18 protein-coding genes and 1 tRNA gene are annotated in these 18670 nt (G+C 54.9%); 5 read left to right on the top strand and 14 right to left on the bottom strand.

Translation table 11 applies throughout. The features are described 5' to 3' along the window. Positions 1–136 precede the first annotated feature (136 nt). From D1823_RS04635 to D1823_RS04615, 5 genes are read right to left on the bottom strand one after another with little or no spacing between them, the layout of a single operon-like run. On the bottom strand, positions 137–853 hold the full coding sequence (locus tag D1823_RS04635; protein WP_117868827.1) for a hypothetical protein: 717 nt from the start codon (positions 851–853) through the stop codon (positions 137–139). Continuing rightward, positions 838–1623 carry a hypothetical protein gene (locus D1823_RS04630; RefSeq protein WP_117868826.1) on the bottom strand — a complete coding sequence of 262 codons (786 nt, stop codon included), beginning with the start codon at positions 1621–1623 and terminating at the stop codon, positions 838–840. The genes D1823_RS04635 and D1823_RS04630 overlap by 16 nt, the downstream gene beginning before the upstream one ends. Next, positions 1613–1858 carry a hypothetical protein gene (locus D1823_RS04625; RefSeq protein WP_117868825.1) on the bottom strand — a complete coding sequence of 82 codons (246 nt, stop codon included), beginning with the start codon at positions 1856–1858 and terminating at the stop codon, positions 1613–1615. The genes D1823_RS04630 and D1823_RS04625 overlap by 11 nt, the downstream gene beginning before the upstream one ends. Beyond that, entirely contained in the window at positions 1855–2382 is a 528-nt protein-coding gene (locus D1823_RS04620) for a hypothetical protein (RefSeq protein ID WP_162896768.1), read from the bottom strand. The genes D1823_RS04625 and D1823_RS04620 overlap by 4 nt, the downstream gene beginning before the upstream one ends. A gap of 47 nt (positions 2383–2429) precedes the next feature. Further along, positions 2430–3071, bottom strand: a complete 642-nt coding sequence (locus D1823_RS04615) for a hypothetical protein (protein ID WP_162896767.1) — start codon at positions 3069–3071, stop codon at positions 2430–2432. Positions 3072–3313: 242 nt separating this feature from the next. On the opposite strand from D1823_RS04615, the gene D1823_RS04610 reads away from it, so the two are divergent. The 3 genes from D1823_RS04610 (at position 3314) to D1823_RS04600 (ending at position 6148) form a co-directional block, all read left to right on the top strand. Beyond that, positions 3314–4234, top strand: a complete 921-nt coding sequence (locus D1823_RS04610; RefSeq protein WP_117868822.1) for a restriction endonuclease — start codon at positions 3314–3316, stop codon at positions 4232–4234. Positions 4235–4240: 6 nt separating this feature from the next. Beyond that, entirely contained in the window at positions 4241–5110 is an 870-nt protein-coding gene (locus tag D1823_RS04605; RefSeq protein WP_117868821.1) for a GIY-YIG nuclease family protein, read from the top strand. A gap of 534 nt (positions 5111–5644) precedes the next feature. Further along, positions 5645–6148, top strand: a complete 504-nt coding sequence (locus tag D1823_RS04600) for a DUF4145 domain-containing protein (RefSeq protein ID WP_162896766.1) — start codon at positions 5645–5647, stop codon at positions 6146–6148. 246 nt (positions 6149–6394) lie between these two features. Here the strand turns inward: D1823_RS04600 and D1823_RS04595 are convergent, their stop codons facing one another. From D1823_RS04595 to D1823_RS04585, 3 genes are all read right to left on the bottom strand, one after another. Next, complete coding sequence (locus D1823_RS04595; RefSeq protein ID WP_162896765.1) at positions 6395–8731, bottom strand: bifunctional DNA primase/polymerase; 2337 nt, start codon at positions 8729–8731, stop codon at positions 6395–6397. Positions 8732–8866: 135 nt separating this feature from the next. After that, positions 8867–9118 carry an AlpA family transcriptional regulator gene (locus D1823_RS04590; RefSeq protein WP_205511914.1) on the bottom strand — a complete coding sequence of 84 codons (252 nt, stop codon included), beginning with the start codon at positions 9116–9118 and terminating at the stop codon, positions 8867–8869. Positions 9119–9256: 138 nt separating this feature from the next. Further along, on the bottom strand, positions 9257–10432 hold the full coding sequence (locus D1823_RS04585) for a tyrosine-type recombinase/integrase (RefSeq protein WP_371415305.1): 1176 nt from the start codon (positions 10430–10432) through the stop codon (positions 9257–9259). Between the two features lie 329 nt (positions 10433–10761). On the opposite strand from D1823_RS04585, the gene D1823_RS04580 reads away from it, so the two are divergent. Continuing rightward, a tRNA-Asn gene (locus D1823_RS04580) sits at positions 10762–10836 on the top strand. 21 nt (positions 10837–10857) lie between these two features. Here D1823_RS04580 and D1823_RS04575 read toward each other — a convergent pair. From D1823_RS04575 to zwf, 4 genes are all read right to left on the bottom strand, one after another. Then, positions 10858–12477 carry a long-chain-fatty-acid--CoA ligase gene (locus D1823_RS04575; RefSeq protein ID WP_117868817.1) on the bottom strand — a complete coding sequence of 540 codons (1620 nt, stop codon included), beginning with the start codon at positions 12475–12477 and terminating at the stop codon, positions 10858–10860. Positions 12478–12662: 185 nt separating this feature from the next. Beyond that, a complete protein-coding gene (gene pgi, locus D1823_RS04570; RefSeq protein WP_117868816.1) occupies positions 12663–14267 on the bottom strand; it encodes a glucose-6-phosphate isomerase in 1605 nt (534 codons plus the stop codon). A gap of 4 nt (positions 14268–14271) precedes the next feature. After that, positions 14272–14943, bottom strand: coding sequence for a 6-phosphogluconolactonase (pgl, locus tag D1823_RS04565; protein ID WP_117868815.1), 672 nt, complete (start codon positions 14941–14943; stop codon positions 14272–14274). Then, on the bottom strand, positions 14940–16394 hold the full coding sequence (zwf, locus tag D1823_RS04560) for a glucose-6-phosphate dehydrogenase (RefSeq protein WP_117868814.1): 1455 nt from the start codon (positions 16392–16394) through the stop codon (positions 14940–14942). The genes pgl and zwf overlap by 4 nt, the downstream gene beginning before the upstream one ends. A 163-nt stretch (positions 16395–16557) precedes the next feature. Between zwf and D1823_RS04555 the strand changes: the two genes are divergently transcribed. Next, positions 16558–17511 carry a radical SAM protein gene (locus tag D1823_RS04555; RefSeq protein WP_117872737.1) on the top strand — a complete coding sequence of 318 codons (954 nt, stop codon included), beginning with the start codon at positions 16558–16560 and terminating at the stop codon, positions 17509–17511. Here the strand turns inward: D1823_RS04555 and D1823_RS04550 are convergent, their stop codons facing one another. Beyond that, complete coding sequence (locus D1823_RS04550) at positions 17512–18189, bottom strand: hypothetical protein (protein WP_117868813.1); 678 nt, start codon at positions 18187–18189, stop codon at positions 17512–17514. A gap of 101 nt (positions 18190–18290) precedes the next feature. Next, a complete protein-coding gene (locus D1823_RS04545; protein WP_117868812.1) occupies positions 18291–18560 on the bottom strand; it encodes an usg protein in 270 nt (89 codons plus the stop codon). Between the last annotated feature and the right edge of the window lie 110 nt (positions 18561–18670).

Raw genomic sequence — 18670 nt, 5'->3', positions numbered from 1 at the left:
TCTTACGCCCGTGCCTTAGCGTACCTCACAAGTCGCAGCGGTCTCAACCTTAATCTGGTCAGCGCCTCATAATGGCGTTGTTCGCAGGCTAGGCGTTGCACCATGGATAACAACCGTATCAAACTCCTTCTCGACTTCAGAACCAGCCGCGTAGTTGCTCGACGAGGATCGTCTGCGGTTTAAGGTAATGGGAAGCGAACCCAGCAACAATCAGACCGACGCCCAGATCCCCGTGACCAGAAGCGTTCCGCGACTGCGTAATGATCTGATTTCCTGCGGCAGTGGTCTGCGTTGTGAACGAGGCCAGATCTTCTTCGATCTCTTTGCGTAGCAGCAGATCGCGGGCAAAATTGAGTTCGCCTGCTGCGAACAACACGGCAAGGTTTTCGATCATCAGAGTTTTACTGGCGTTCACGTACCGTCCGCTTCGCCGCCACTCTTGCCCGCCGGTCATCTGCACGGCGTTGTGATCCACGCCTTGATCCCAGAGCATATCTGAGACGACGCGGCCAATAGATGTACCGTCGATCACAAGTTCAGATTTGCCGCCGAATGGCGACGCGTTGCGCAGCTTGATCAGGTAGTCGACCACATCCACGTAAGACACGCCTTTGAATTTGTCCGCGTACACAACCGTGCGTTCGCGGGGGCCAACAACAATCCCATTGCCATCACTCGTCGGCAACGCCTGATCTTTGATCACGCAGACAGCAGAATAGTCGTTCGCCTGCCCCAAATCCGCACCGATCCAGTATCGAACGTAACCAGTCACGCGCGGGATCGCTGGGTCTTGGTTGGTCTCATTCACCACGTCGCCATTGGGCATGTAGATTAAGTTCAAATCCGTGGACATATTGCGCCCTCCTGACTGGTGGCATTCTCGATGATCGCCAGATCAAAATAGGCCAAACCATCGGCCAGCATTTCGACTTCAACTTCTTGCCGGAAGCGTGTGGCCGATAACTGGGCGCGCAGGCGTTCTACGCGGGCAGAGAGGCGGGGTATCGATGTCCCAGGCACAACGATGCGGTGAACGCCTTCACGCGGTTCTCTGAACAGCTCTGCGAACATGTTGAACCGCCCAGCAGGTGTGGACGCGTAGAACGTCTGGCCGTTGTCCTTGAGCATAGGTAGCAGCGCGACAACGATGTCTTCGCCGCCATTGTGGCCCGGCAGATAGGCCATCTCGTCAACCATGATCAAATCCGCAGTATATCCCCGGATCGTCGCGCCTGAAGCGGGCACAGCGATGAACCGCCCGCCGTTTGAGGTTTCGATTTCGGATTGAGTTGCGCGTTCGATCACAAGATCGGTCGCACGTAGATAGAGCGATACTTTGCGAGTGATTTCCCGGGTTTGACGCTCGGCAGGCGCAAGGCAAATAGTCGTGCCGCCGCGCTTAAGTTCGCGCACCCCTCGCGTCGCCAATACGCAGGATTTTCCTGCCTGACGGCAGACACGCATTGCCACTGTAGACGCAACGGATGTTACCGCTTCCAACTGCCACGGGTCCACAGACTGCGCATTCGGCACTTCTTGCCGCAGGAAGTGCAGCATTTCAGCGCCTACATCGAGATCACGTTCAACGAGGCTGCACCAGTCATGGAGGGCGTCAAACGGCATGATATCTCGCCGTGTAGCAGCCCGCGCACCCTTTATTGATGCCGCGCGGCGTGACATGCCCGTGCTTGCACTCAAGGCCCGTGAAATACACTTTTTTGCCTTGATCTTCTGCTTGGCGGCGTGTGGAGGGCAATTCGGTCCATTCAGGATGTCCAGCCTGCGCTGCTACTTTTGAACGGGCGGAGGCAAGTTTTGCATAGTGATCCCAGCCCAGGAATTTTGTGTGGCGTGTCATAAGACTGTGCCCTCCTTCGTTACAGACAGCACATGGTGTCGCATCCGGCGCAGAAGCGGTTCGCGGGTGGCCGGAACCTCAGCGCAAACCTCGGCCAATATCTGGCGTAGCGTGACCCATTCCTTGCTTTCAGACAGCGAGACGTTGACGTTCAGGCTGGTGGCGAGTTTACCCTGAACTTGGGCAATATCACGCAAGACACGACGTAACCCCTCCATCGCAGCCAGCGCGAATGAGTCGTCTTCGTTTTGCTCCGCCTTGGTAATTAGCCGTTCCACCCGTTTCGCCAAGGACTCGTATGTCATTGCGATGTCCAGCCGATCTTGATTGATAATCGCGGTATCCGCCTCGATGCCTTGGATGCGCTCATGTGCCAGAATTTCACGGCGCATTTCTTCGGTGATCTTGTCGTCCCGATACCGCTGGACCGTTGAGAAATCGACGCCTAACCGTTTGGCGATCTCAGTTAGGCTCCGCCGCTCAAGCACGATATCCCTGATGATCTCGTTTTTGTCTGGGCGCATATCGATGATAGCGCGCCGCCCCGAGTTTTTATTCCCCCCGCGCATAGTCAGGCCTTGCCTGAGTCAGCGTTGGCCGCGCGTTCCATCAATTCGAATTTGGTCCGGGCGTGCTGGGGCAGATCATCGGGTGTGCGAAAAGTACGCACCTTGAGCCCCTCCCGTTCGGCTGCAAGCTGGCGCTGAACAATCCCGCTGCCCGTATGCATGTCTGCTCTGACGTACCGGATGCCGTCATGGGTATCATCAAAGGTGAACGTCCTTGACTGGATCACAGCGGATTGGCCGGCATTGCGGATCGTGGGATCGCCATCGCTTTCGTCGATGACCGAGAGTGTCGCCCCATTCTTTTCCGCCGCTGCCTTGGCTTCACGGTACTTGACGGGGTCGCGGGCATCGATACGCGAGATGGCATGCTTTGGGCGGTGGCCCTTCAGGTACCAGTCGCCGTTTGCATCCTTCTCGAAGTTGGCTGCGCGCATTTTTCGCTCGTGTTCTTGCTCATTCACTACGTCCACGATGGACTTCTTGGCGGGCGGTTGCGCGCGCTTTTCGTCCTTGATCTGATCAAGCAGACGAGCATTGTGTTCGTGGAGGCCGTCCATCCGCTCTTGCTGATCTGTGACAGTGGTGGTGAGCGTATCAACCTGCTTGATTAGGGCTTGCAGGGCAGCCTCTGTTTGGTCGGACATCTTCGATCCTTTCTGTCCAATAACGAACGCGACGCCTTGGGACGCCGCGCTCATCTGGATAGGACAGATAGGAGCGATGCGTCGGCGTTGCTCGGATTGAATGTAATGCCCAACAGGTGGATATCCGACCGGAAGAATAAGGTACCGACAGACCAATTTAGGTACCGAAAAACATATAGGTTCAAGGTTCCGGCCCAACGATCTATGATCCGGGCAAACAACAACTTTTTAGGCAAGCCGACATGATCCCTGATTACCAATCATTAATGCGCCCAGTACTTGAGTGCGCGAAAGGGGAACCGCGAAAAATCTCCGATGTCGTAGAGGAAATTTCTGATCGGCTCGGTTTGACGGAAGAAGAACGCCAACAGCTCCTGCCCAGCGGAAAACAATCCACGATAGCGAACCGTATTCATTGGGCGCGGTCCTATATGAAGCAGGCCGGTTTGGTACGAAACATCAAGCGTGGTTGGTTTGAGCTCACAGAGAGAGGTCGCACTGTTCTGGATGACCCCACGATTCAGCTAGATTCCAAATACCTTGAGCAATTTGACGAGTTTCAGGAGTTTAAGTCTCGCGGAAAGGCGAACGACGAAGCATCAACTGATGGGCCTGAAACCGTAGCGCCCGCGAACACTCCCGACGAAAACCTTCAAGCGGCCCACAAAAGGCTAGAGGCCGCGCTGGCCGCAAACCTCCTCGACTATGTGCGTACCGCATCGCCGCTTTTTTTCGAGGTCCTAATTGTCGATCTTTTGATTGCTATGGGCTACGGCGGCACCTCCCAGAATGCTGGTCGAGCACTGGGGCAGTCAGGAGACAACGGAGTCGATGGCGTTATTGATCAAGACCCACTTGGCGTCGACCAGATTTATCTTCAAGCGAAGCGCTACGCTGCCGGTAATAGCGTGGGATCCGGCGATATTCGGGATTTTTATGGCGCTTTGAGTATCAAAAAGGCCACCAAGGGTATTTTCGTTACCACGTCACATTTCACAAATTCTGCAGAGCAAACGGCGCGTGACTTGGGTTCACGGATCGTACTAATTGACGGGCCTCAGTTGGCGAAGCTGATGATTAAGTACAACATTGGGTGCCGCGACAAAGACGTGCTGCATATCAAACAGATCGACGAAAACTACTTCGATGAAGCGGACGACTAATAAGTGATGCTTGAACTCAATGATCTTCTCAAGAAGGCCGATATTGACCCGAATCAAACCTTGGTCATGAGACATCGGCCCACGGAATCGGGCCTTCGGCGGGTATTGCCTTGGTATGCTGCCGAGAGACCCGAGACGTTCAACGCCTATCAGAGTGCGCAGGGCTCAAAGAACGCCGAAACTGCCCTAACACGCGCCTCCTTTCTTGCCTCTTTCATTGGAATTGAGCCCGGAAAGGCACATTTTGTCGGGCTTTATCAGCAGTGTGGATACCGTTCCGTTACCACAGAAGAATACTCCGCCATTCCGGAAAATGCGGAATTGCATAAGCAAGGTATGAGCAGTGCCTCACTCCGGTCATCCGCTTTTTGGTTTAATCTGGATCGATCCGAAACACTTCTCGACCTCCAAGGCCGTCTCGTCATCACATGGACCGGTCTGGAACGATCTTGGTATCGCTGGGCGCATCGTAACGATTTCCCTATCGCTTCCATTTTGGAAACAAGTTCCTTTTCTGAAGACATGCCAGAATGGCGGGAGTTGATATTGTCTTGGAGGGAACTCAGCAGCTTGCCAGCCCCGTGGCGCAGTGCTTTGGCAGAATGGCGCGGCATCTATCTGATCACAGACAACAGTGACGGCAAAGCATATGTCGGCTCAGCATACGGCAAGGAAAACCTTCTTGGTCGCTGGACAGGATATGCGAAAACCGGGCACGGCGGAAACCGACAATTGAGAGAGCGCGATCCAAACGGGTTCGTTTTTTCAATACTGCAACGAGTATCGCCTGACATGGAGGCGGAAGACGTCGTGAAACTTGAGGACAGCTGGAAGAAGCGACTGCAAACGCGATCACTGGGTTTAAACAGCAATTAAGTGCGCGAATTCTGCCGTTTGTCGCAGAGCATACAAGTTCTGCAACGTTGCCACCAACAATCCACTTTCTAAAGAATCGGTTAGCCCTAGGCATGCTTTGATTACCGATCAATTGGTCTGGCAAATTTTGCCCACCAAAGGCCATATCTTTGCCAGTGGGCGGAGATTTCTGGGTTGAATCAGGACAGCAAAAGCATCGTGCTCATTGCTTTTCATCGTGTACCCGATCAACAATACGGTAAATTGGTTCATATTCCGGCACCAGAAAAGGGTTGATCAGTGTCATCCACAGTTAATCGAGTATCGAAACACTTCGCTGACAAGCCTTACTCAAAGTATGTCTGCCCGACTTGTAAGAAAGGGTCATTAGTTCCGGACCAAGCCAGTTTTACGGTTAACGAGCCACCTTTTTCAAAATCGGCACATGGACACGAGGAGTGGGATCCCCACTGGATCGACTACCGATTCACATTCATCTGCGTTTGTGATCGAAAAAGCTGTGGGGAAATCGCCCATGTTTCCGGCTCGGGAGGCGTGGACCAGAGATATGCCGAAGACTATGATACTGAGTATTATGACAGCTTTCGTATCCAATCATTTTTTCCAGCACCCGAAATAGTCAGGATTCCGGACGATGTGCCATCCGAAGTAAGCTCTCTTCTTGAGAAGAGCTTCGCCTTGTACTGGGTTGATGTGTCAGCCGCCGCCAACGCACTACGCGCCAGCTTGGAAGCACTTTTGGACGAGCTGCAAGTGCCTGACACGCAAAAAAATAAGAAGGGCAAAACCGTGCCCGTATCGCTTCATCGACGATTGGAGATCTGGTCACAAAGGGAAAAGGAATTTGCGGAACTCTGCTTCGCTCTAAAAGAGGTTGGAAATCTTGGCTCGCACGGTGAGACCGTGCGCGAGAAACATTATTTCGGAGCGATGGAAATATTTGCACATGTTCTTGTTCAACTGTACGAAAATAACGCTGCGAAGATGAAAGAGTTGGCAAAAAAAATCCGCTCTGAGATCAAGGGAGCGAAGCCGTAAAACATATCGCCATGGTGGCGATGGTGCCCACATGGTGCAACGGTTTTCGCAAGTGTTTCAATCGTCTAACACCATGTGCACCATTTGCACCGTCATTTTCATGCAATAGCGCAATTTGTGGAGACGTTGCCAAATGCATCAACGCTACAACATGCTTTGAAGTGATGGTGGCGACGGTGCAAATGGTGTCACTGGATTGATATCCAAGCAATATCCCCCTGCACCATGCCTGCACCGTTTGCACCATCAATCAGCGATACCGCGCTCAACGAACCAATACGTCCCACGGCTGTCTGTCCGCATCGTCAACGTAAGAGCGATGTTCCTGCCCGTATCTGCCTCAAAGACGAAGACGCGCCCGCGATAGCGCTTCAGGAACGTCGCCATTACCTTCCGCTCATCCTTGAACCCGAAGTCGACATCGATGTTGAGAGCATTGACAAGATCAACGACATCGCCCGCCCGTACTGGCTTCGACCAATCCGTGCGACGTGTCGAATTGCCATAACCATCCTGCTCACCCGAAGGATCAACCCGGCCCCGGTGTGCCTTGTCCATGGCGATGAAGACTTCACGTGCAATTTCTTCCTCTGGATCTTCTGGCCGACGTTCCGTGGGCGTTTCAAGAAATCCACCGACGCCAATGCTGTCGAACAATCCCGACATTTTGGCCGACCATGCCTCAAACGATGCCTTCGATCCCTTGCCCGCGGGCATTCCTTGGTTCACCCAATACTGAATGATCGTCAAAGCCGCACGAACCTGCTCTGGCTGGTGTTCCTGCACCCACGACTTCAGGTCCTTGATGCGGAATTTCGCAACGTCCCGATCTTCCGGGTTCGCCATCTTCGCGTCCATGCGGATATCCACCGTGCGCCGATACAACTCACCAGACAATTCTGAGTTGTTGCCCGAGCCGACCCATTGAACCTGCACAGGAACACGGAGCATCTTCGACACGCCCAAAATCCGCGCTGCATAAACCTCAGCCGTAAGGACCGAGGCGAACGATGCCGAGTTCAAGATATTAGCGTTATCAAAGTAGATGCACCGGATGCCATCGATGAAACAGGCGGTCAGCGTTTTCTTCATCTCGTCGTCTGAACGCGGCGGTGTTTGTGCATCAGGCCACCTTCCAAGCGTTGGATAAAGCGACGTTTCGATGAATAATGACGCGCCCGTGCCTGCCGCTGGCTTGTTGATGAAGTAAAGCGGTGTCGGTCCGAACATATCCCGCATGTACGGCTCCAACATCATGGCGACGGCGTGCACCTTGTCCGACTTGTCCTCAAACGGAAATTGCGAAATCGGCGTCCACAACTGCCGGAGCGCGGCCCAGACCTGTTGCTTCGTCGGTTCAACGGGAACATCGACCGACACTTGGAGATCGAGGAAAATGCCCGAGCCTTCATCGAACCCATTTTCGTTCAGAAGCCGACCATCCCGCGTGAAAGTCGGAACAATGGATACCTGCTTGAGCGTCGGCACCGTCACGTCACGGCGGCGTGCTGCCAGCATGTCCTCGACAACATTGGCGGGAGCTGAAACCGGCTTCCACTTTTTGTCATCCCTTGCGAGCCATGTGGTGCATCGGTTCAACTCGAACTTCAGGCCCGAACCATCAAGCAATTGCATCCGCCCGTCGTCCACGCGTGCTAACGCCTCTCCGTAGGCGTATACGCCGGGATCGCCATCAACACGGTACTCAGTCAGCGCATCCCATGCCTGTTTTGAAACTTCTGCCACTTGCGCCGACAAAAACACCGCCGAACCCGTCCCTTTGGGATTGCGTTTCTTCCAACCGAGCCAAACGGCAACTTCCTGCATCCATTCAATCGGAATGCCCATGATCTCAGCTGCCTTCGGAATGCCTGCAACCTTGCGCCCCGCCTCAAGGCGTTTGAGCGTACGCTGCGCCTTTGACGCCCGCATCTTGATCTCGTTGTCGCCCGTCAAACGGCACAAGTAGGTCATGAAGTTGGTGACATTTTCCTCAGACCATCCAGCCCGAACCATGCACCCAGTCAGCGCAAGCGCGAAGTCATCTCGCATGCCCTCGCCCGGATAAAAACGAGCCAAAACACTGACACCGGCGTACAATCCCACAAACCGTAAAAGGGCTTCGGGATCAGCCTCAACAGGCATGCGCTGATCAAGCCATTCCAACTGATCGCCATCAGGATGCACGCTGCCGGGGATCATCGCCTGGTATGCTTCGCCTGCTGCGGATGTGCGCACTTCGCAGACCGTATATGCATGATCGCCTTGAAGTGTTGGCGCACCGGCCACGTTAGGCAAATTGAAGGTCACCGGGGCATCGATTGCACACCTGTAGACAAAATGCGTAGCCTTCCCATGGCGACCCCAGACAAGCGTGTCAAAATTGCCCTCCGACATTATCGACCGCATTTCAGGCCAATCGAGATCGATGTCGACCATACCGGGCTCGATCACGAGACCAATTTGCTGTTCGAGATCGTCCAAGCTGTATGTGTTTCGGCCCCAGTTATTGTCCCTAGGGCGTTTTTGTTTATCCAGCAGCGGTATCAACCGATAGCCAGCATTTAATAGTTCATTTTTCATCGTTCTGTCTCCTGACAGAGCGCGCTCAAGACCTTTAACTATGGTGGGCATGTCTATGAAAACCGACTATAAATCGGATACACCTTCAAATCTTTGACAATGCCAACCGGAGCGCGGTCTCGATCCCCGCTCCGGTTATTTCACTTCGTGAGATTGCGCCCATTCGATCACGGAATCCCTGTCGTAAAGGATCGACCGTGACGAAAGGTGAAGGTAAGGCGGCCCCTTTCGGTCACGTCGCCACTCGTAAAGAATGTCGGGTGACTTTCCGAGAAACGCTGCACACTGTGCGGTGTTCATCAACTTAGGCGCAGACACGCCTTCTATGCGCTCTGACAGCGCCTTCACTTCGTCGCGCAACGCGCGAATTTCGATTGAGAGATTCATAACGATTCCTCCGTCTCTAACTCTCTTCGTTCCAAGAGGCGGGGTGAATCTTGCTGGCTTATCCCTCACACAAGTTCGCAACCAGCGAGCGGCCTTGTGATATGCTCTGTCTATCCAACAACCGGTCAGGTTGTTTCATCAACCAATATAGTCAGGGGTCTTGATCTGCTCAACAACAGTATCAGGTGTTAAACCACATTCCATGATGATGCTCATGGCGATCTTGTTTGCGTCCTCATGATTGGCCGAACCTTGGTCGTAGATGTCTTGAACGCTTTTGGGCGTGTCACCACGAAGTTCATCAATGATGTATTCCGGCAGCCGAGCGCGCCGGGCGGCGGTTGTGAACAGACGGCGGCAATCATGCTGCCGCAACACTTTGACTTCAGCGGTCTCTGGGTTTTCGCTAATGGCGACTTTTAACGCCATGAGCTGATGGATATGCCCGGTGCTGGACTCCGCTGGGAACACATACCCCTCTCGATACGGAAGGCGCATCAGCGCCTCAATCAGCACGTCTGCTATGGGGAATGTGCGGGTCAGGCCGTTCTTCATTTCGGTTAGCGTAATGGTCTTGCGGACCAGATCAATTTGATCCCATGTCAGCGTGCGGGTATTCAACGACCGAAAGCCGGTGAACAGCATTGTCAGCCATGCAGTCCGATGGATCAGGCTTCGCTTTGCCAAAATCAAATCCAGCGCAGGCCAAGTATCTTTGGGGTCGAACAGTACGTGACTGGCAGGTTTGTGCCTTTCCATGACCTTGAGGTCGGCGGATACATCGAAACAGCGCCGCAAGGTTGCAGCACGCCGAAAAGCCATTCTGATGATCTGAGCAAGGTGTAGTGCGGTTGAAGGGGTTTTGCCTTTGATGGCGTCTTCAAGGATCGGCAGAGTGATTTTCTCAATTGGCATGGAAAACAGATCAGACAAATGGTTCTTGATCTGCATTCGATAATTGTCCGTGGTTTCCGGTTTTGCCGATGAACGCAAGACGTGAGACTCGAAGGCGTCCAAGAGGGTGACGACGCTTGTGGTCGCGGCGTCAGTTCCGGCTTCGAGTGCGGCGATTTTATCGCGGGCTAACTCCATCGCAGCGTCGCCATTAGCAAGTTCCGGCCAGCGTCCAAGAGTTATCGACCGAACCTTACCATTGATGCGTTTCGACATGACCCATGTCTTGGCCTGCGCGCCGACAGCAAGGCGCAATCCCTGAAGGGCGTCGCCATCATGACGATAGAAGATCGTGTCACAAGTCGATGGTTTGATCGATTGAATCTTTGGGCGTGATCGTAAATTGGCGTAATTGGGCATATCGAGGCTCTGCAACAGTTTCTGCAACATTCGGTCCATATGTAATACGACCTATCCCCAGAGCGCCCAACCGGAGATGATGGCGACAAACCCATTTTACCTTATTTAATATGTACTTACCGGATCAAACCCGATCAATCACAACTCACGGTTGTCCTCTGTTAATCAATTGGTCGTAGGTTCGATCCCTACCGCCGGAGCCAAATCCCCCCTCGTTCAGACCTTCAATGACGCCAAAAATCGCATCGGTTTCTGCCGGTTTTTTCGTCGAAAAAACACACGCCCCCTCTGGACGCCGGGAAACCGGATTGCTATACGGCGCGAACCGTTCCGGCGTAGCTCAGCGGTAGAGCAGTTGACTGTTAATCAATTGGTCGTAGGTTCGATCCCTACCGCCGGAGCCAATTCCCCAAAACGCAGCAGACCTACCCTGTCAGGGCATTCCCGAACTCTGCTCGCAGCTTGCGTTTCAAGACCTTTCCTGTTGCGCTCAGTGGCAGCGCATCAACAAAAACAACCTTGTCAGGAATCTGCCATTTGGCAATTTTGCCATCGAAGAAGGACAGCAAATCCTGTTCGCTAGGTTCTTCTCCATCGGCTTTCACGGCAACCAGCAAGGGGCGTTCATCCCATTTCGGATGCGGAACACCGACCACGGCGGCCGTTGCAAGCTGGGGGTGGGCCACGGCGATGTTCTCAAGCTCGACCGAACTGATCCATTCCCCACCGGATTTGATGATGTCCTTGGATCTGTCGCGAATGGTCATGTAACCATCCGGGTCCAAAGTGGCCACATCCCCGGTCGCGAACCAACCATCCTGCAACAGATTCTGATCCTGCAACTGGAAGTAGCTGTCCAGAACCCAGTGGCCTCGCACTAGCAAATCGCCCTGAGTTTCACCGTCATGCGGAAGATCATTCCCATCTTCGTCCACGATTTTCAACTCAACCCCAAAGGGCGGTCTTCCCTGGCTCAGGCGAATCTTGTGCTGTTCTTCCGGCGGCAGCTTCAGGTGTTTGGCCAGTGGGTAATTCGTCGAGCCCAGCGGGCTCATCTCGCTCATGCCCCAGGCGTGAACCGTGTCAACGCCATAGGTTTCGCGGAACGTTTCGATCATCGACGGCGGACAGGCTGCGCCGCCAATAACAGTGCGATCAAGACTTTTGAGTTCGGTTCCGCATGCCGCGGCATGGGCCAGCAGACCCTGCCAGATGGTAGGCACGCCCATGGCCAGTGTCACGCCATAGGTATCGATCAGATTGACCAGCGCTTCACCATGTAAATCCGGTCCAGGCAACACAAGCCGCGATCCCGACATGGCACAGGCGTAAGGCGACCCCCACGCGTTGACATGGAACATCGGCACAACAGGCATAACAACATCCATCGCAGAATACCCGATCACATCCCGTGTGTTCGATGCAAAACTGTGCAGCAGTGTTGACCTGTGAGAATACAACACGCCCTTTGGATTGCCCGTCGTTCCCGACGTATAGCACAGACCGCAGGCGGTTTTTTCATCCAGGTCGGGCCACTGGAAATTCGCATCTCCTGTCTGGATCAACTCGTCATAGAACTTCAGATCAGGAACCTGAGCCGCAGCCTCTTCATTGCGAGGCCCCATGAGGATAAAATGCTGAACCTCGGACAAATCGTCATGCAGCGCGGCGACCAGCGGAATGAACGTCGCATCAAAGAACAGAACCCTGTCCTTGGCATGATTGATGATAAAGGTCAGCTGCTCGGGGAACAGGCGGGGATTGACCGTGTGACAGACATAGCCCGCGCCGGAAGTGGCAAAATAGATCTCAAGATGCCGCCGATTGTTCCAGGCCAGTGTCCCGATCCTGTCCTGCGGCTCCAGCCCCAGAGTCGTCAATGCCGACGCCATTCGTCGCGCATTCACTGCAATCTCGGACCAGTTGGTTTCAGTGACCGTTCCATCCGTTTCGACCGAGACAATCTCGGTCTGACCGTGATAGCGCTTTGCGTGTTCGATCAGCGACGAAATCAGCAGGGGCTGCGTCATCATCTGTCCCAGCATGGACATCCTCCCGTCCTTGGCGAGACCTTAGACGGCCTCTGCCTTTTCCACCTTACATTGACAGCTTGGGGCGTGACCCGATGCGTCAATCCAGTCGTTTCCTACGGAGGAACCCTGCCAATCATTTAATTGTCTGACAATAAAAGAATGCTGTCCACCAAGGTGACAGGCAGCACTTTCTGCCGTTAATCCCGGTGTTTCAGCGCATAGGCGACCAATGCAGCGGTTGATCCGTCTTTATCTTCAGCGCTCGCAACACCATCCACGACAGGCCCAAGAGAGTTGGCAAGCTCTTTGCCCAACTCCACCCCCCACTGATCAAAGGAATTGATGCCCAGCAGAACGCCTTCAACGAACACACGATGCTCATACAGCGCGATAATCTGCCCCAGAACGAACGGTGTAAGCTTCGGATACATCAGCGTTGTGGAAGGACGATTACCGGGAAATACCCGGTGTCGCGCCTGCCGATCAAGTTCGTCGCCATCAAGGCCTTTTTCCGCCATGCGTTCACGGGCTTCATCCAAAGAACGACCACGCATCAAAGCCTCTGACTGCGCCAGACAGTTGGCCAAAAGCAGGCGGTGATGGTGAATCAGCTCAGGTTCGTGCCCTTCGGCAGCGACCATGAATTCACAGGGTATGACATCCGTGCCCTGATGGATCAGCTGATAAAATGCATGTTGACCGTTGGTTCCCGGCTCACCCCAGACAACGGGCCCCGAAGGGACGGTCAGGGTTGATCCGTCCATCGCGACAGATTTGCCATTCGATTCCATTTCCAACTGCTGGAAATATGCAGGCAGGCGCAGCAGCCGCTGATCATAGGGCAGCACGGCCCGGCTGGAATAACCCAGAACCTGACGGTGCCAGATACCGACCAGCGCCAGTATCACAGGCATGTTTTCACCCCAATCCGCCGAGCGGAAATGCAGATCCATCGCCTGCCCGCCGCGCAGAAACGCGTCAAATGCATTTGAACCGACGGCAATCATGACTGGCAATCCAACCGGCCCCCAGACCGAATAGCGCCCGCCCACCCAATCGGCGAAACCAAATACATGTGCCTCGGGGATGCCGAAAGCCTGCGTCTTGTCCAGCGCGCTGGATACGGCAGCAAACTGGCGGGACGGATCCCCCCCACCCTCAGACATCCAGGCGCGGGCCGTGCGCGCATTGGTCATCGTTTCGATCGTGGTGAATGTTTTCGACGCGACAATCACCAGCGTCCGTGTCGGGTCCAGCTGGCGCAACGTGTCTGCAATATGGGCCCCATCCACATTCGAGACGTAATGCACACGCGGACCATCGTGATAAGGGGCCAGTGCGTGCGTGGCCATCACCGGGCCAAGGTCAGATCCTCCGATGCCGATATTCACCACATCGGTAAAACTGCCCCCTGCCCCTGCAATGGCGCCGCCGCGCACCTCCTCGGCAAAGACACGCATCCGATGCAGTGTGCCCAGAACCCCGGGCATAACATCCTGACCGTCCACCTCGATCGGCCCGCCATCAAGGTTGCGCAAGGCAGTGTGCAGCACCGCGCGCCCTTCGGTTTCGTTGATCTTCTTCCCGGCAAACATGGCGTCGCGCTGTGTCGCAAGCCCGGCTTCTTCGCACAATTGCAGCAGCGCCACGCGCACGTCTTCATCGATCTGTGTTTTCGAATAATCGAACAGCATATCCTTGGATGAGACTGAAAACGACCCGGCTCGGTTTGCATCCTCTGCGAACAGATCGACGATACGGCGTTCGGCCGTCGCAAGTGTCTTCAAAGCATTCAGCTGCATTGCCTCACTCCGCCCAATGAACCGTCACGCCACTGAGAATGGCGGCGATCGGTGCCTCTTCCGGTGGCATTGACATGGCTTTTTCCAAAACGTCTCGTTTTGCCTGCCCGTAGATGACCAGATGTTTCGACAAAGCCCCGTCCAGAACAGGGGCCGTCAAAGAAATCCGAGCTTCTGGCTGCACATCGGTCCGGGCGACGATCAAGGTTGGCGCTTGGCTGTCGAGAGCCTTGGCAAGCCCCTCCATTCCGGGGAACAACGAGGCCGTATGCATGTCTTCCCCCATCCCCAGGACCAGAACCGACAATGGCAGCACTGGCGCGATCAGCGATTCAACCTCGGGCAACGCCGCTTCAGGCTCTGTGCCCGGCACATAGAGTGGAATAAACTGCGCCACGGATGCCCGGTTGGTCAGCAGTCTCTCCCGGATCAGGCGTTCGTTCGAACGTTCATGATCAGCCGGTACGCAGCGCTCATCCGTGGGCAGAACGCGTACGCGGTCCCACTCAAGATCAGCGGCGCACAGACTGTCAAAAATCGGCCCCGGCGTTGTCCCGCCGGGGACGGCCAACGCAACCGTGTCGTTGTGCAACAAAGCGGCCTCAAGCTCACCCGCCAACGCGTTTGCCACATCGATCGCAAGCATTTCCCGATCGGCATATTCCTGAATGTTCATGGCTTTATTCCTTGCCAGCGGCGACCGTCGCGTTTCATCAGCAGCTCGGCGTCGCCCGGCCCTGTGCTGCCGCTGTCATAAGGTTTGGGCACGTCCCCACGCGCCAGCCATCCGGCGATGATCGGATCGGTCCAGGCCCATGCGGCCTCGACCTCGTCTCCACGCATGAACAGCGTCTGGTTACCCCGGATCACGTCCATAACGAGACGTTCGTAAGCATCTGGCGGGTCCTGGTTTTCCGGCCCCAGCGCTTCGGCAAAACTCATATCCAAAGGCACGTCGATCAACCGCATCCCGCCCGGCCCTGGTTCCTTGATCGTCACTTTCAGTGTGATCCCCTCATTGGGTTGCAATCGGATCGACAACGCATTGGCGTGACGCCCGGCTTCTTCCCCGAAAATCGAATGCGGTGCGTCCTTGAACATCACGTTGATAATCGAAGAGCGCGCCACCAGCCGTTTACCCGTACGCAAATAAAACGGCGTACCCGCCCATCGCCAATTGCTGACATGCGCCTTCAGCGCCACGTAGCTTTCGGTGGTCGAGCGTGGATTGCCAACACATTCACGGTATCCCGGCCCGTCCGGCCCCTCCGAAAACTGGCCGCGCACGATGTGATGCGGTTCCACAGGATCAAGCGCCCGGATCACCTTGAGCTTTTCATCTCGTACAGCGTCCGGATCGAACTTTGCCGGGGGTTCCATGGCAATCAGACACAGCAGCTGCATCAGGTGGTTTTGCACCATGTCACGCATCGCACCCGCGCGCTCATAGTATTCTTCGCGCCCTTCGATACCGACGGTTTCCGCAACCGTGATCTGGATGTGGTCTACATACTGGCTGTTCCACAGCGGTTCGAACAACATATTGCCAAACCGTACCGCCATCAGGTTCTGGACGGTTTCCTTGCCCAGATAATGATCGATCCGGTAAATCTGGCTTTCATCAAAATGCGCAGCGAGTGTGGCATTCAGTTCTCGCGCACTGTTCAGATCATGCCCAAACGGCTTTTCCACCACAATGCGCGTCTCTTCCGTCGCCAGATCATAGGCCCGGACACGCTCGGCCAGGGGTCCAAACAGACTGGGGCCGACCGAGAAATAGAACGCGCGCACGCGGTTGGGTGAGAGTTTTTCACCCAGCACATCCCATCCTGCGTCTGACATAGCATCCAGCGGGACATAGTCGACCCGCTGCAGGAAACGGGACAGTGCCTGCGAATCCGCGGCCCGGACCACGGCATGCTGGTGAAGCGACTTTGTGACCATCCGTCGGAAATCATCTGTGGAATGGCCCGCACGCGCTGCTGCGATAATCTTCGCATCTTCATGCCATTGCCCGGCGCAAAAGCGACGGTAAAGCGCAGGCAGGATCTTGCGCTGCGCCAGATCGCCGGTGCCACCGAAAATAATCAGATCAAAGGGATCAACTGGTATGACGCGTGAAACCATGAGTTGTCCTTACCTCGCCCCTTCCGGCATGTCCAATGTTAGCGCAACCATATACCGAGAAATCACACTGATCAAAACTCTGTCAGAACCGCTGCGTCACCCTTACCAAATCGGCGGCGAAGGGCTAGATCAGAACGACGACCTCAAAGAACCGGATGCGGGAATGAAAGACAACGCCCCTCAGCTTGCCAATAACGGCAAGTTTCAAAACAAATCGGTGACAGCTGACGGACAGGCCCGCGCAACGGTTTCCCTGACACGCCCCGAAACCCTTTGGTTCAATACAGGCACGTTGTGCAACATCGAATGTGTGAGTTGCTACATAGCCAGCAGCCCGACCAATGATGCTTTGGTTTACATCACGGCTGACGAGGTTCGTGACTACCTGGATCAAATCGAAGCTCGCAATTGGCCCGTGCGCGAGATCGGGTTCACGGGTGGTGAGCCGTTCATGAACCCGGAAATGATCGACATGACACGCGCCGCGCTGGAACGAGGATACGAGGTTCTGATCCTGACCAACGCAATGGCTCCGATGATGCGCCGCAAAATGCGCGAAGGCTTGCTGGGGTTGCAAAAGGAATTCAACCACATGTTGACTTTGCGCATTTCGGTCGATCACTTCCGCCCGGCCCTGCACGATGAAGAGCGCGGCGAGGGTAGTTTCGACAAAACCTTGGCCGGGATGGAGTGGTTGCGCGACCACGGTTTCAACATGGCCATTGCCGGACGCACCGTCTGGGGAGATTCAGAGGCGGAAAGCCGTACGGGTTATGCCAGATTCTTTGCCGAGCACGGATTCGATATTGACCCGCAAAACCCGGCTCGGACCGTTCTGTTCCCCGAAATGGACGAAACTGTTGAAGTCCCCGAAATCACCACGGCTTGCTGGGGAATTCTGGGCAAATCCCCCAACGACGTCATGTGCGCCAGCGCCCGTATGGTGGTCAAACGCAAGGGGGCCGAAAAACCTGCTGTCCTGGCCTGCACCCTACTGCCCTACGAGCCGGAGTTCGAGATGGGTCATACCCTTGCCGAAGCCGAGTCGGACGTGCATCTGAACCACCCTCATTGCGCCAAGTTCTGTGTCTTGGGCGGCGCCAGCTGTTCTGGCTGATCAGTTCAGCTCGGGCGATTTCCAGAACTTGGTGCCCGACGCGCCGGCCGATACGCGCCACCCCTTTTTGTTGAGAACAAAGAACGAGCGCCCATCGGTAAAGCGCAGGGTTTCGCCGGTTTTATCCTCGCCATACATGGCCCCTGTTTCTGCGGTGGCGTCGTAACCCTGGCTGATGAACTTATCCAGATCAGTAGAGGTTTCGAACAGGATCACGAATTTGGTCTGGAAACCGCCGATGCCGATGGCACCGCCAACACCGCCTGTCCCCATGTTCATATACGTATGCTGTCCGGTGTCTTTTGACACTGCAACGCCACGGCCATAACCCGCCGACACGGGAAACACTGTCACCTTACGAGAATCGAACACCGCATATCCGGCACTGATGTCATACAGGGCCTGCGCCTCGGGGTTCTCCGTCAGAAGCTGATCCAGAATTTCGCCTGCCATCGCGTCCAGCTTGGCGCGCGTTTCCTCCGGTGTTGCCTCATTGGACAGCAATTCTGAAGTTGAATCGATGGTCTCATCGACGGCGGCGGCACCTTTGTCGATCGTGTTCCCGACGCTTTCGGCGCCTTTCTTGATCTTGTCCAGAACACCTTCTGCAAAAACAGGGCGGTTCACGCAAAGCGCTGCAGCAATAAGCGCCGCAGCAAAGAGAAAGGCTCTTGTCATGATTTGTTTTCCTGTGACACCAACAGATTGGCTGCCACCATACGCGACTTGCCTCAAATGAGAACGGGATTTCCGACGTTCAGGCAAACTTAGCCGACCGCTCAGTTCACGCGAAACTCACCGACCATGTTGCGCCACTCACCCGGCGCAATCATCTTGCGGTGAGTGAATTTGACCGAATGCAGCGGCCCTTCGATCTCTCGCTGCCAAAACTCGATGAATTCGAACAGCTTGGGATGATCCGGCGCAAGGTCGTATTCCTGCCAGATGAAGGTATTCAGGACGTGGATATAATCGGGCATATGGTAGAAAAATTCAGCCGTTGTCAGACCATAGCCCTTGAGCATCAATTCTGTTTCGCTTGTCTTCATGCAGACCTCCGGTTTGTTGCAAGATGTCTTCAGGTTAGCACGAAAACTTCCTAATTCTTAGATAACAATATGTTACTTGGGTGTTACCGAGGATTTCAGCCTCAGGAAAC

Source organism: Ruegeria sp. AD91A, assembly GCF_003443535.1.
Taxonomy (GTDB): domain Bacteria; phylum Pseudomonadota; class Alphaproteobacteria; order Rhodobacterales; family Rhodobacteraceae; genus Ruegeria.
Note: the sequence above shows the minus strand (reverse complement) of the source record. Positions and strands in the feature narration are given on the sequence as shown.